The organism is Nocardioides sp. Root1257, assembly GCF_001425175.1.
GTDB lineage: Bacteria > Actinomycetota > Actinomycetes > Propionibacteriales > Nocardioidaceae > Nocardioides.
The window spans coordinates 693,170-706,465 of record NZ_LMDV01000008.1; the positions used below are offsets into that span (position 1 = coordinate 693,170).

The 13,296-nt window shown below is 73.0% G+C and carries 13 protein-coding genes; 5 read left to right on the plus strand and 8 right to left on the minus strand.

Going from position 1 to position 13,296, the window contains the following annotated elements; all coding sequences use genetic code 11:
* Window positions 1-18: 18 nt before the first annotated feature.
* Together msrA and ASC77_RS11465 are read right to left on the minus strand one after the other, a co-directional pair.
* A complete protein-coding gene (gene msrA / locus ASC77_RS11460; protein WP_056152420.1) occupies window positions 19-663 on the minus strand; it encodes a peptide-methionine (S)-S-oxide reductase MsrA in 645 nt (214 codons plus the stop codon).
* A gap of 76 nt (window positions 664-739) precedes the next feature.
* Entirely contained in the window at window positions 740-1,912 is a 1,173-nt protein-coding gene (locus ASC77_RS11465) for a CARDB domain-containing protein (protein ID WP_162249819.1), read from the minus strand.
* 70 nt (window positions 1,913-1,982) lie between these two features.
* On the opposite strand from ASC77_RS11465, the gene ASC77_RS11470 reads away from it, so the two are divergent.
* The 3 genes from ASC77_RS11470 to ilvA are packed head-to-tail and all read left to right on the plus strand — an operon-like array spanning window position 1,983 to window position 5,750.
* Window positions 1,983-3,146: a cystathionine gamma-synthase gene (locus ASC77_RS11470; RefSeq protein WP_056152425.1), complete on the plus strand. Its 1,164-nt coding sequence runs from the start codon at window positions 1,983-1,985 to the stop codon at window positions 3,144-3,146.
* Between the two features lie 23 nt (window positions 3,147-3,169).
* Complete coding sequence (locus ASC77_RS11475) at window positions 3,170-4,528, plus strand: AI-2E family transporter (RefSeq protein ID WP_056152427.1); 1,359 nt, start codon at window positions 3,170-3,172, stop codon at window positions 4,526-4,528.
* Window positions 4,521-5,750 carry a threonine ammonia-lyase gene (gene ilvA, locus ASC77_RS11480; RefSeq protein WP_056152430.1) on the plus strand — a complete coding sequence of 410 codons (1,230 nt, stop codon included), beginning with the start codon at window positions 4,521-4,523 and terminating at the stop codon, window positions 5,748-5,750. Before ASC77_RS11475 ends, ilvA begins: the two co-directional genes overlap by 8 nt.
* Here the strand turns inward: ilvA and greA are convergent, their stop codons facing one another.
* Together greA and ASC77_RS11490 are read right to left on the minus strand one after the other, a co-directional pair.
* Window positions 5,751-6,260 (minus strand): transcription elongation factor GreA, encoded by a 510-nt coding sequence (gene greA, locus ASC77_RS11485; RefSeq protein ID WP_056152432.1) that lies wholly within the window; start codon window positions 6,258-6,260, stop codon window positions 5,751-5,753. It lies immediately after the preceding gene.
* Window positions 6,261-6,440: 180 nt separating this feature from the next.
* Window positions 6,441-6,836 carry a DUF4307 domain-containing protein gene (locus ASC77_RS11490; protein WP_056152435.1) on the minus strand — a complete coding sequence of 132 codons (396 nt, stop codon included), beginning with the start codon at window positions 6,834-6,836 and terminating at the stop codon, window positions 6,441-6,443.
* A 29-nt stretch (window positions 6,837-6,865) separates the two neighbouring features.
* Between ASC77_RS11490 and mca the strand changes: the two genes are divergently transcribed.
* Together mca and ASC77_RS11500 are read left to right on the plus strand one after the other, a co-directional pair.
* On the plus strand, window positions 6,866-7,750 hold the full coding sequence (gene mca / locus ASC77_RS11495; RefSeq protein WP_414813176.1) for a mycothiol conjugate amidase Mca: 885 nt from the start codon (window positions 6,866-6,868) through the stop codon (window positions 7,748-7,750).
* Window positions 7,751-7,762: 12 nt separating this feature from the next.
* Window positions 7,763-8,047: a hypothetical protein gene (locus ASC77_RS11500; protein ID WP_056152438.1), complete on the plus strand. Its 285-nt coding sequence runs from the start codon at window positions 7,763-7,765 to the stop codon at window positions 8,045-8,047.
* On the opposite strand, the gene ASC77_RS11505 is transcribed toward ASC77_RS11500, so the two are convergent.
* The 4 genes from ASC77_RS11505 to ASC77_RS11520 all read right to left on the minus strand — a co-directional run bounded on the left by ASC77_RS11505 (window position 8,044) and on the right by ASC77_RS11520 (window position 13,212).
* Window positions 8,044-8,511, minus strand: coding sequence for a hypothetical protein (locus tag ASC77_RS11505; protein WP_056152441.1), 468 nt, complete (start codon window positions 8,509-8,511; stop codon window positions 8,044-8,046). The two genes, ASC77_RS11500 and ASC77_RS11505, sit on opposite strands and share 4 nt — an antisense overlap.
* On the minus strand, window positions 8,508-10,061 hold the full coding sequence (locus ASC77_RS11510; RefSeq protein WP_056152444.1) for a DUF4157 domain-containing protein: 1,554 nt from the start codon (window positions 10,059-10,061) through the stop codon (window positions 8,508-8,510). The genes ASC77_RS11505 and ASC77_RS11510 overlap by 4 nt, the downstream gene beginning before the upstream one ends.
* 30 nt (window positions 10,062-10,091) lie before the next feature.
* Window positions 10,092-10,886, minus strand: coding sequence for an AfsR/SARP family transcriptional regulator (locus tag ASC77_RS11515; RefSeq protein WP_056152447.1), 795 nt, complete (start codon window positions 10,884-10,886; stop codon window positions 10,092-10,094).
* 76 nt (window positions 10,887-10,962) lie between these two features.
* Window positions 10,963-13,212: a glycosyltransferase gene (locus ASC77_RS11520; RefSeq protein WP_056152450.1), complete on the minus strand. Its 2,250-nt coding sequence runs from the start codon at window positions 13,210-13,212 to the stop codon at window positions 10,963-10,965.
* Window positions 13,213-13,296: the final 84 nt, after the last annotated feature.

Sequence of the window (13,296 nt, forward strand, 5' to 3'; positions counted from 1 at the left end):
CTCGGACGCGGCCAAGCGTCAGGCGGGGAACTTCACGCCCGTGTTGGCGTGGCAGCGGTAGCCGAAGGGGTTCTTGGCCAGGTACTGCTGGTGGTGGTCCTCCGCGTAGAAGTACGGCGTCTCGCTCGCCGGGCGGATCTCGGTGGTGATGTCACCGAGGCGCCGGCGCTTCAGCTCGTCGCCGTACACCTTGGTCAGCTCGCGGGCGACCTGCTCCTGCTCGGGGGTGGTCCAGTAGATCGCCGAGCGGTACTGCGTGCCCACGTCGTTGCCCTGGCGGAAGCCCTGGGTCGGGTCGTGGACCTCGAAGAAGGTCTTCACCAGGTCGGCGAAGGACACCTTCGTCGGGTCGAAGACGATCCGCACGGCCTCCGTGTGGTTGGTGCGGCCCGAGCAGACCTCCTCGTAGGACGGGTGCTCGGTCGTGCCGCCGGCGTACCCGACCGACGTCGACCAGACGCCGGGGAGCTGCCAGTAGATCTCCTCGGCGCCCCAGAAGCAGCCGAGGCCGAAGAACGCCACCTCGAAGCCCTCGGGGACCTCGTCGGTGACCAGGGGTGCGTCCAGGACGCGGTGCTTCTCGGACAGCGGGAAGTTGCGCTCGCTGCGGCCGGCCAGGGTCTCGTCGGGGGCGACCAGCTGGGCCTTGCGGGTGAGGAACACGTTTTCTCCTTCTTTCGGAGTGATGATGCACAGTCTGTAACAACGGCGGGGACCGTGGCGTTCCCGGTGCAGGAGGTCAGGGAGAGACCCAGCCGTCGTCCATGTGCCCCTTGACGAGCACCTCCTGGAAGTCGTGCCAGGTGCCGTCCGTTGGGTTGTCCGGGTCGGTCGGCTCGTCCCAGTGGGTCCCGGGCAGCTCCTGGCGCGTGACCGGGAAGCCGAGGCCGTCGAGGTCGTCCAGCTCGGCCGTCACCCCCGCCTTCGGGTAGGTCTCGTCGCCGGTGTGGAGCAGGTGGAAGACGGGGAACCGCCACGCCGCGTGGGCGGCGTCGGTGACCGTGGTGCCGTTGTCGCGGAAGGGCGACGTGTTCATCGCCAGGACGCCGGCGAACCTCTCGGCGTGCAGGAAGGCCGTGCGATAGGCGAGGTCGCCGCCGGAGGAGTAGCCGCCCAGGACCACGCGGTGCGGATCGACGTCGAAGTGCGCGCGCAGGCTGTCGACGGTCGCGAGCACCCGGTCGGGTCCGGTCGACATCGACCAGCAGCCGCCCTCGGCCCCGTCCGGGACGATGGCGATGTAGTGGTAGCCCCAGTAGTCCGCGGCGCCCCAGATGTCACCGTGGTCGCCGCCGCAGCCGTGCAACCAGATGAGCACCCCGTACGGCTCGTCGCTCCCGTCGTCGGGGACGTAGACCCAGTACGAGCCCGACGCGTCCGTATAGGGGACCTCGGTCCCGCGCGCCACGTCGAGCGGTGCGCACAGCGGGGTCGCGCAGAGCGTGCCGCTCGAGGAGGTCGCGACCGTGACGCGGGCGAGCACGCGGCAGTTGTTGCTCTCCGACCGCTCGCCGAGCCGATGGCCGCCGTCGGCGCAGGCGCGGACGGCGTAGCGCCCGGGGCGCAGCCTCGCGGTCGAGACGTCGACCCGCACGCGCGCTGCCTGGCCGGCCTTCAGCCGGTGCACCGGGAGCGACCCCAGTGCGACGGCCCGCCCCGACCGCACAGCCGTCAGCCGGACTGCTGACCTGTCGGCGGTCCGGCCGTGGGGGCTGCGCAGGTTGACCACGACCAGGCGGCCGGTGATCCGACTCCCGGCCACGTGCACCGAGCCCCGCGTCACCGCGAGGTCCGGCCGGGCCGACCCGGCGGCGTACGCCGGCGATCCGGTCGCACGGTCCAGCGACAGGTGGACCGGTCCGAGGAGCAACCCGAGGAGGAGGCCCGCCGAGAGGGCCACAGCACGTCGCACGCCTGCGAGTGTCCACCATCGGGGGCCGGGTGGGAACGCCCGCGAGCAGATGCCCGGATAGCCTCGATCCATGACCGAGCAGCAGCACAGGAACAAGTCGGGCTTCGAGACGCGTGCGATCCACGCGGGCTACGAGCCGGACGCGGCGACCGGGGCGGTCATCCCGCCGATCTACGCCACCAGCACCTACAAGCAGGACGGCGTGGGTGGGCTCCGCGGCGGCTACGAGTACAGCCGCTCCGCGAACCCGACCCGGACCGCCCTCGAGGGCAACATCGCGGCGCTGGAGGAGGGGGAGCGCGGGTTCGCGTTCGCCTCCGGCCTGGCGGCCGAGGACACCCTGGTCCGGGCGCTCTGCAAGCCGGGCGACCACGTGGTGATCCCCGACGACGCCTACGGCGGCACGTTCCGCCTCTTCGACAAGGTCGAGAAGGTGTGGGGGCTCGACCACAGCCCGGCCCCGGTCTCCGACCTCGAGAAGGTCGCCGCGGCGGTGCGGCCCGGCGAGACCCGGCTCGTCTGGGTGGAGACCCCGACGAACCCGCTGCTCAACATCGGCGACATCGAGGCCCTCGCGGCGATCGCCCACGACGCCGGCGCCCTGCTGGTCGTCGACAACACCTTCGCCTCGCCGTACCTCCAGCAGCCGCTGACCCTCGGCGCCGACGTGGTGGTGCACTCGACGACCAAGTACTGCGGCGGGCACTCCGACGTCGTCGGGGGCGCGATCGTCGTCAAGGACCTCGACCTGGCCGAGAAGGTGACCTTCCACCAGAACGCGATGGGCGCGGTCGCCGGCCCGTTCGACGCCTGGCTGACCCTGCGCGGCCTCAAGACGCTGGCACTGCGGATGGACCGGCACTGCGACAACGCCGAGCGCGTCGTCGACTTCCTGACCAGCCACCCGAAGGTCGGCGAGGTCATCTACCCCGGCCTCGAGACGCACCCCGGCCACGAGGTCGCGCAGCGCCAGATGAAGCGGTACGGCGGCATGGTGTCGTTCCGCGTCACCGGCGGTGAGCAGCACGCGCTGCAGGTGTGCGAGCGCACCGAGGTCTTCACGCTCGGCGAGTCCCTCGGCGGCGTCGAGTCGCTCATCGAGCACCCCGGCCGGATGACGCACGCGAGCGTCGCGGGCACGGACCTGGAGGTCCCGGCCGACCTGGTCCGGATCAGCGTCGGCATCGAGACCGCGGACGACCTGGTCGCGGACCTCGAGCGTGCGCTGGACTGACGTCGGTTGGGTACGTTGTCGCCGTGAGCAACGACGCTGACGGGCCCGGACCCGACCACGAGCCCGAGGGCGAGACCGGACGCCGCCGCCTGCCGATCATCAGTCGACGGCACCGCCCCGACAGCGATGCGGAGGAGCGCGAGGTCCGGCTCGCCGCCCGGCTCGCGCACCAGTTCGCCCACCTGCGCGACGAGCGGCAGGCCCAGCTGGAGATGCCCGCCGTCGCCGGCGTCCCCACGGTCGCGCGCCCGGAGGGCGTGCCGTGGGGCGTCGACCTCGCGGCGGCGTGGGCCTGGCGCTTCCTGGTCATCGTCGCCGCGGCGGCCGTCATCTTCACGGCGATCGGCTTCCTGGCGGTGGTCGTGCTGCCGGTCGTCATCGCGCTGCTGATCACGGCCCTGGTGGTCCCGATCGTCGACGGCCTCGTGCGGATCGGCATCCCGCGCGGACTCGCCGCGCTGGGCGTGGTGATCGCCGGCATCGCGCTGGTCGGGCTGCTGCTCACCCTGGCCGGCCAGCAGATCGCGACCGGAGCCACCGACCTGGCCGACCAGACGGTCGCCGGGCTCGACGAGATCAAGGACTGGCTCAAGAACGGTCCGCTGCACGCCAGCGACTCGCAGATCAACGACTACATCGGCCGGGCGCAGGACGCCATCACCGAGCAGTCGCAGGGTGGCGAGGTCGTCGGGCGGATCACCGAGGTCAGCACCGCGGTCGGGCACGTCTTCGCCGGCTTCTTCATCGTGCTGTTCTCGTCGTACTTCTTCCTCGCCGACGGCGAGCGCATCTGGTCGTGGCTGGTCCGGCTGTCGCCGCGCGCCGCCCGCGGCCACGTGGACAGCTCGGGCCGGGTCGCCTGGATCTCGCTGACCCAGTTCGTGCGGGCGACGGTGATCGTCGCGCTGACCGACGCCATCGGCATCGCGGTGGGCGCCGCGATCCTGGGCGTGCCGTTCGTGCTCGCGATCGGCGTCCTGGTCTTCCTCGGTGCCTTCGTCCCGCTGGTCGGTGCGACCGTCGCCGGAGCGGTCGCCGTGCTGGTCGCGCTGGTCGCCAACGGCCCGGTCACCGCCCTGCTTATGCTCGCGGTGATCATCGGGGTCCAGCAGCTCGAGGCGCACGTGCTCCAGCCCTTCCTGATGGGCCGCTGGGTCTCGGTGCACCCGCTCGCGGTGATCCTCGCGATCGCTGCCGGCGTGCTCATCGCGGGCGTCGCGGGCGCGCTGGTCGCCGTACCGATCGCGGCCGCGCTGAACGCCGTGGTCCAGCACCTCGCGGCGTACACCAGCCCGGGCGACGATCCGGTCGAGGAGCTGCACGAGGACTACGAGGAGACCGGGGAGACCGTCGACGTGGGTGAGGAGGGTCCCGATGAGTGAGGTGGCCGGCAACGAGGTCCCCACCGTGGGGCTGAGCGACATCGAGTCAGCGCGTGAGCTGCTCGAGGGGGTCGCGATCGTGACGCCGATGGAGGAGTCGCGCTGGCTCTCCGCGCTGGCGGGCGGCCCGGTGTCGCTCAAGTGCGAGAACCTGCAGCGCACCGGGTCCTTCAAGGCCCGCGGCGCCTACACCCGGATCGCGCGGCTGTCCGAGGAGGAGCGCGCCCACGGGGTGGTCGCGGCCTCCGCCGGCAACCACGCCCAAGGCGTGGCGCTCGCCGCCCAGCTGCTGGGCATCCGGTCCACGGTCTTCATGCCCGAGGGCGCGCCGATCCCCAAGGAGAAGGCCACCCGGGCCTACGGCGCCGACGTGGTCTTCCACGGCCGCTACCTCGAGGACGCGCTGGTCGAGGCGCACGCCTTCGCGCGCGACACCGGGGCGGTGCTCATCCACCCGTTCGACCACGTCGACATCGTGGCCGGTCAGGGCACGGCGGGCCTCGAGATCCTCGAGCAGGCCCCCGACGTCGAGACCGTGCTGGTGCCGACGGGCGGTGGTGGCCTGCTGGCCGGCATCGCGATCGCCATCAAGGCGCTGCGTCCCGGCGTCCGGGTGATCGGCGTGCAGGCCGAGGGGGCCGCGGCGTACCCGGGCTCGCTCGAGGAGGGCTGCCCGGTGCCGCTGCCCTCGATGAGCACGATGGCCGACGGCATCGCTGTAGGCCGCCCGGGCGACATCACCTTCGCCGCCGTGCGCGACCACGTCGACGAGATCATCACGGTCTCCGAGGACGCCCTGGCGCGGGCCGTGCTGGCCACGCTCGAGCGCGCCAAGATGGTCGTCGAGCCGGCCGGGGCGGCGGCGGTCGCGGCCCTGCTGGAGCACCCGACGGCGTTCGCCACGCCGGCGGTCGCGGTGCTCTCCGGCGGCAACATCGACCCGCTGCTGCTCGGCAAGGTGATCCGGCACGGGATGGCCGCCGCCGGTCGCTACCTCAACCTGCGCGTCTGCATCCCGGACACCCCGGGGGGCCTGGCGCACCTGCTCACCGAGATCAGCGCCGCCGGCGCCAACGTGCTCGAGGTCGCCCACGAGCGCATCTCACCGACGCTGCACGTCGACGAGGTCGAGGTGCGCCTTCAGCTCGAGACCCGGGGCGAGCCGCACGCGCAGCAGGTGCTCGCCCGCCTGGACGAGCACGACTACCGCGTCATGCAGTAGCTATCCCTGGAAGGGGACGGCATCCACGATGACGACCTGGAGCTCCTTGCCGTTGGGCGCCTCGTAGGTGACGGTGTCGCCCTTCGAGGAGCCGAGGATGGCGGAGCCGAGCGGCGACTGCGGCGAGTAGACCTTGAGGCCGCCCGCGGCGTCCTCCATCTCGCGGGCGCCGAGCAGGAACGTCTCGACGTCGTCGTCGGAGTCGCCGACGAACTTGTAGGTGACCTTCATGCCGGGCTCGACGACGCCGTCGTCGGCCGGGGTCTCGCCGACCTCGGCCCGCAGCAGCATGTCCTCGAGCTGGCGGATCCGGCCCTCGAGCTTGCCCTGCTCCTCGCGGGCGGCGTGGTAGCCGCCGTTCTCCTTGAGGTCGCCCTCGTCGCGAGCGGCGCTGATGCGGGCGATGATCTCCTGGCGGACGGGACCCTTGAGGTCCTCGAGCTCCTGGGTGAGCTTGTCGAACGCGTCCTGGGTGAGCCAGATCTTGCCGTGCGCCTGTGCCTGCGTCATGAGGTAACTCCTGCTTTGCTTCGAGGTACGGCGGAGTCGATCCGCCGTACCGTCGGTGGGTGCCCCGCACGAGATGTCGATAAACGACAGGTGCGCTGATCGGGGTATGGGCGATCGCGCCGGGCCGTCCTCGACGGCCCTGCGGGGAGCGTCAGACCGAGAAGTCTAACAACAGGGCGGTCAGCGCGGGCGGTTCTGCCCCGGGGCGGTGCACCCGAGGAGCTCGACCGACGACGCGCGCCGCTCGGTGCGGACGTCCTGGTCGCTCCGCCCGTCCGTGGGCGCGAAGACCAGCTCGCCCACGACGGTGTGGTCCTCGGCGTACGCCCGCAGCGTGCAGCTCGCGGCCACGCCGTCGCGCAGCCGGACCTCGATGGTCGCGGTGGCCCGGTGCTCGTCGACGATGTCGAAGCCGACCAGGTCCGAGCGCACGTGGGGAGTGGACTGGTCCCAGATCGTCCAGCCCAACCAGCCCAGGAAGGCGGCCACGACGACCACGCACGCCGCGACCAGCGTGCGGCGCCGCCACGGTGCCGGAGCGCCGTAGCGGTCGGCGAGGTCGGTCGGCTGGGTCACGCCGGAATCCTCCCATCTACGATTGCCGGGTGACTCAGCAGCCCCGCGCCGGCCTCCGCCTCATGCACGTGCACGCCCACCCCGACGACGAGTCGAGCAAGGGGGCCGCCAGCACCGCGATGTACGTCGCGCAGGGGGTCGACGTCCACGTCGCCACCTGCACCGGCGGCGAGCGCGGGTCGATCCTCAACCCCAAGATGGAACGCCCCGAGATCCTCGAGAACATCACCGAGATCCGGCGCCAGGAGATGGAGCGGGCCCGCGACATCCTCGGCATCCGCCAGGACTGGCTCGGCTTCGTCGACTCCGGCTGGCCCGAGGGCGACCCGAAGCCGCCGCTGCCCGAGGGCTGCTTCGCGCTGGTGCCGATCGAGGAGGCCGCGGCACCGCTGGTCCGGCTGATCCGCGAGTTCCGCCCACACGTGCTGACGACGTACGACGAGCGCGGTGGCTACCCGCACCCCGACCACATCAAGTGCCACGAGATCAGCGTCTACGCGTTCGAGGCGGCCGCCGACCCGGAGCGCTACCCGGAGCTCGGCGAGCCGTGGCAGGCGCTGAAGCTCTACTACCACCACTCGTTCAACAAGGCGCGAATCCAGGCGATCCACGACGCGATGCTCGCGCACGGCCTGGAGTCGCCGTGGACGGAGCGGCTCAAGGAGTGGAAGGACGAGCCCGAGTGGGAGGCCCGGGTGACGACCCGCGTGCCGTGCTCGGACTACTTCGGCGTCCGCGACCAGGCCCTGCTCGCCCACGCCACCCAGATCGACCCGGACGGCTTCTGGTTCGCCATCCCGCGGGAGATCCAGGTGGCGACCTGGCCGACCGAGGACTTCGAGCTGGTCACCAGCCACGTGGACTCCCCGACGCCGGAGGACGACCTCTTCGCCGGCATCACGAACCCCCTCTGAGACACTAGGGACATGCAGGTGCTGACCGTCCTTCCCCAGCTCATCTCGCTCGTCGACGACGTGCCGGAGGCCAACGACGTCAAGGCCGGCTGGGTGGCGTTCGCGATCTTCATCGGCCTGATCCTGGCCGTCGCGTTCCTGGGCTGGAGCCTGGTCAAGCAGCTGCGCAAGGTCGACGCCGCCGAGGAGGCCGGGCTCTACGACCCGTCCGACAAGAAGCCGGTCCCCATGCTCGAGCAGACCCCGGCCAGCACCCCGGCCAGCACCCCGCAGCAGGACCCGGCCGACGAGGCCTAACCTCCGGTGTGCGCCTCGGCGTACGCGAGGTTGGTCGGCAGCGACCACAGGTCCTCCCCGTGGGCGTGCCCGACGGTGAACACCGGCCCCCAGGCGGCCAGCTCGTCGTGGAACCGCGCGGCGGCCGCCACGACCTGGGCCGCGCGGCCCGGGGGGTAGACGAGCATCTGGTTGGGCGGGCTGAGCAGTCCGACCAGGCCCAGCGGGGTGCGCAGGCTGGCGTCGACCGCCGCCTGCTCCCGCTCGGCGTCGACCTCCTCGCGTACGACGGCCGCGACGAGCAGCTGGAGGGGGAGGTAGGCGCGCAGCACCACCTCGAGCTCGAGGCCGGCGACCCGGTCGAGCAGCACCAGCGTCGGGTCCGGCTCGACCTCGGGCTCGGGCCAGTCGCCGCCGGCGAGGAAGGACCGCAGCGCCGCGCTCGCCCGCCCCGAGACGTCGGGGTGGGTGCCGGTGAGCCTCACGGGACCGGCACCAGGTTGCGCGGCGGGAACAGCCGCGAGCCCTCCGAGATGATCACGTAGATCAGCAGTGCGGTGCCGGTGAGCCCGGTGATCTCCTGCATCTTCCGCATGAACGAGGGGTCCGTCGCCGGAGCGGGGTCGGACGCCGTCGAGCGGACCCGCACCCGGACGCGCGGCGGCTGGCGGTAGTTGTAGGTGATGACGCCGGGCACGGGCGCGCGGTACTCGTACCAGCCGCCCGGGGCCGGCACGACTCCGCTGGTCCCGCGCTCCGACGTCGAGCCCAGGGTCATGGGGAGCCCGGCCGCCAGGAACGCTGCGACGTACAGCCCGGCCTCGGTCACGCCGAGGCCCTGGAGGGTGGTCGGCTTGATCTCGTAGAGGTGCAGCTGGGTGATGTTGGCGATGTCCGGCTCCATGTCGAGCTGCCACTGGGCTGCCGTCGCGGCGCTGATCGCCAGCCCCAGGCGGCGCGCCGCGGCGACGATCGCCGAGACCGAGATGGTGTTGGTGAACACGGCCTCGCCGGGGTGGGCGGTCCGGTACGCCGTCGCGATGGCGATGTGGGCGGCGTTGCCGAGGTAGAAGGGGATCGGCTGTCGCCCGGGGTTCCAGGGACCTGGGGTGACGCCGCCCATCGTGGGCGTCGCTGCGGCGGCCGCCGGGTCGTCGACCACGGTGTCGGGCGTGGCCGCGCGCGCGGTCTCGGACTCGCTGACGGCGGCGGTGCCCTCGCGCAGCATCGGGATCTCGGCGCCGCGCCCCACGAGCCGCAGGACCTGCTCGAGGACCGCGATGCGCTGGGCCTCGGGCATGCCGGCCAGGATCGTCGCGGCCAGGATGCCCCAGGACGGGGTCGCACGGTGGTTGGCCGAGAGGTAGAGGACGGCGAAGATCGCGCCGACGAGCGGCTCGGTGTTGCCGACGGTCACGGCTCCGGCGATCGTCTCGACGCGCTGCTCCGCGTCGAGCTGGACCAGGATCTCGACGGCGTCAGCGAGCTCGTACTCGCGGAGCAGGTCGAGGGCCGCGTGGCCACTGGCGGACGCGTCGGCAGCGGTGTCCATCGCCTCGCGGATCTCGTCGACGTCCGCCGACGACGTGGCCCGCCGGTGCTGGCACTGGATGAGCGGACCGGCCCGCTCGCCGAGCGCGGCCTGCTCCCCGACGTGGCCGAGCTCGTGCCACAGCAGGGCACGACCGCTGGCGCTGGTCGGATCGGGCGCGCCGGGACCGAGGAACACGTCGGCGCCGTGCGTCGCCGCGACGGCGTCGAGGCCGGCCGTCGCCTGGCGGGAGCGGGCGTCGTCGTGGACGCGGACCCGGCCGAGGTCGCGACCCAGGGACCGCTCCGCGCGACCGCGCAGGCCCGGCTCGAGCGGCCGGCCCGCACCCGACGGGTGCAGCACCGGGTCCGTCGCCCAGGCCGGCGTCCGGCTGAGGTCTGCGGCGTGCCGCGCCGGCGCCGGCAGCCGGTGGTGCGCGGGAGCCTCCGCCGGGCGAGCGGCGGACTCCGGACGGGTGAGCGTCTCGGCCTGCACCTCAGCCATCCTCCTCCGGGTCGCCGTGATCCACCAGGGTCATGACGCGCTCGCCGTACGCGGTCGCGGAGCGCGTACGCCGGTCGACCAGGTGGTCGCCGCCGCACCCGACAGGGCGTCGGCGACCAGGTCCTCCATCGCCTTCGAGGGGCGTACGCCGAGCTCGGCCGACAGCAGGTCGGAGTAGGCGCGGTACTGGCGCAGTGCCTCCGCCAGGTTGCCCTCGCACAGGTGCGCCCGCACCAGCAGGCGCTGGGCGCTCTCGCGCAGCGGCTCGGTGGTCACCGCGACCAGCCCGACCTGCACCGACTCGCAGTAGTGCTGGGCCCGCAGCAGCAGCTCGCCGAGCTGGTCGAGCACGTGCAGGCGCAGCTGGCGGAAGCGCTCGCGCTCGGCGATGACCCAGTCGTCGTACCACCCGACCAGCACGTCGTCTGCGAACTGGTCGAGCTCGCGGTGCACGTCGTCGAGGCCGAGCTCGAACGTCGGCATCTCCAGCACCCGGCGGGCCCGGGTGCGGGCCTCGTCGAGGTCCACGACCAGGTCTGGCCGCAGCCACAGGTGGGTGTTGGACGCACCCACGAGCGGGGCGCCGGCCAGGGCCGGGCTGCGCCAGATGGCGGAGCGCAGGCTCGCGTGGGCCCGCGACTCGGGCGCGTCGATCCACAGCGTCCCGCTGACCAGCCCGCGCCGCACCTGCCGGCCCGACTGGAGGGCCAGGAAGCCGATCAGGCGCTGGGCTGCGGGTGGCACCACGACGGGGGTGCCGTCGACCGTCAGCTCGAAGTCACCGATCAGCGACAGCCGGAGCTGCGGCGCGGTGGTGGCGGTCATGGGTTCAACCTCGTCCCGAGTAGTTGAGGTGCTCCTCCGAGCCTGCGGCGGCCAGGCGTGGACGTCCATAGGCTTTTCAGGTCACTGACGTGGCGATTGGGGTGGTCGCACCCACCACTGATCGGTAGAAGTCGAGGTCGGCGCCGAGTCGCTCCTCGACGGGGCCGACCGGGACCGCCGACCAGTGCGCCCCCTGCCCGCGCTTGGCGACGGTGTTGCCGGCATGCACCAGGGCGACCACGCCGGGGTCGTCGACGGTCGTGACCGCACGCTGCGGCACGCCCCAGACGAAGCGGGTGTCCTCGCCGGTCGGTACGTCGGGGAACCGGTGTCCCTGCCACAGCTCGCGCTGGTACATCAGGGTGGTCCCGGCCAGCCACGGACGACGCCCGGCCGGCCACGTGTAGTGCCAGGCCCGTCGCCGCACCGGGTCGTAGAACGGCAGCGTCGAGGTGCCGCACACGGCGGCGCCGGTCGTGCGCAGCCGCTCCACCTGGCGGCCGAGCCGGTCGTCGGCGTACCAGTCGTCGTCGTCCCAGTGCGCGAGCACCGACCCGCGGGCGAGCTCGACCGCGAGGTTGCGCTTCGTGCCGAGCACCATCGGGCGCTCGATCCGGTGGTAGCGGATCGCCGCGATGTCGGGCAGCAGGTCGCGGACCGGCGTACGGCCGTCGTCGAGGACGACCAGCTCGCGCGCGGGGTAGGTCTGGCGCAGGAAGTACTCGACCGCCTGCGGCACGAACCGCTCCCGGTCCTTGGTCGGCATCAGGCAGCTCACGAGCGGCAGGTCCGCCTGCTCGCGGCCGCCGGCCGCGCGGAGGAAGGCCTGGTCCTCGACGGGCAGGTCCGGGGCGGCGACCGCGCGCCAGCCGCGCGGGCTGACCGCCCGGCCGGGCTGCATCTGCCAGGTGTTGGCGGCGTGCCGGACGTAGACGTAGTGGGCTGCACCGGGCACCTGCTCGAGGCGTGCGCCGCGCCGCAGCGCCTGGCGCAGGAAGGCGGCGTCCTCGGCGACCGACCCCGGTCCGAACCGGGCCCCGCCGCGCCAGACCCGCCGGTGCACGGCGAGGGTGCCGCAGTAGATCTCCTCCAGCAGCAGCCGGCGCGCCAGCGACGGGGTGAGTCGCCAGCTCCGCCACGGACCGATCTCCAGCCAGGTGACGTCGGTCAGCCCGGTGACGTCCGCACGGCCGGCGAGGATCGGCTCGACCTGGGCACTCAGCCGTCCGGGTCCGTGCCAGTCGTCGTCGTCCCAGAGCACCAGGACCTCGCCCCGCGCCAGGTGGGCGCTCTGGTTGCGCAGCGCGCCGATGCTGGGTCGGCTCCCGGTCGCGGCGTGCACCCGGACGCGCGGGTCGGACCCGGTCAGTCCTGCGAGACCGGGCGCGCCGTCCTCGACGACGACGAGCTCCTTGTGGGGATAGTCCTGGCGCGCGAAGTGCTGCGCGGCCTGGGCCGCGTAGTCCGGTCGACCACGCGTGACCATCAGGCAGCTCACCAGCAGTGCGCGCTCGCGGGCGACGACAGGCGTCCGCGCGGGGCGCACGATGGACGCGACCGGGACCGGTGCCGGGAGCAGCCCGGCCGGCGCGAAGTCCGCACACTCGTCGCCGCGGCAGTGCGCCCGGTAGTCGTCCGTCGCACCACGCAGCCGCAGCCCGCACAGACGGTCCTGGAAGAGCCGCCGGTTCCGCTCCAGGAGGCGCTCCTCGCGGCGCCGCTCCGCCGGCGGCAGCGCCGGCCGGAAGACGTACGACGACGCGACCCAGACGCCGGCGAAGCCAGCCCGCGCTGCCCGCACGCTGTAGTCCATCTCCCAGCACGGCCCCTCGCCGTACGCCGGCTCCGGCGCGCCGATCGCCCCGACGACCTCGCGGCGTACGGCGAAGCAGAAGGCGCCGAGGGAGTGCAGCGGTGCTAGGGACCGGGGCGCGTCGGTGCGGACGGCGAGCGTGGCCGCGTCGCGTCGGATGCTGGCGAGGTCGGGGCGGGCCCGGCGTACGACGCCCTGCTCGTTCCAGGCCCGGTTCGTGGAGGGTCCGGCGAGCCCGGTGCCCGGGATCTCGAGCGCCGTGAGCAGCGGCTCGAGCCAGCCCGGTCCGACGAGGGCTCCGCGCTCGAGCAGGACGTAGACGGCGGCCGGACGCTCGGGGTCGTCCACGGCGAGCAGCTCGGCGAGGGCGGGACCACCCGCCGACCGCAGTGCGCGCACCTCGACCGTCGTGCCGGGAGGCGTGTCGGTGTGCAGGCGGAGGAAGCGCTGCACCGCCGCCGGCACGGGGAGCGCGCCGCAGGACGCGACTCCCACGAGCACCAGGCGGTCCATGGGTCGCACTCTCCGGGGCCGCGGTCACGCCGCCATGCCGGACCCGTGCCGGCGGAGTCACCCCAGCGTCACCCCAGCGTCACG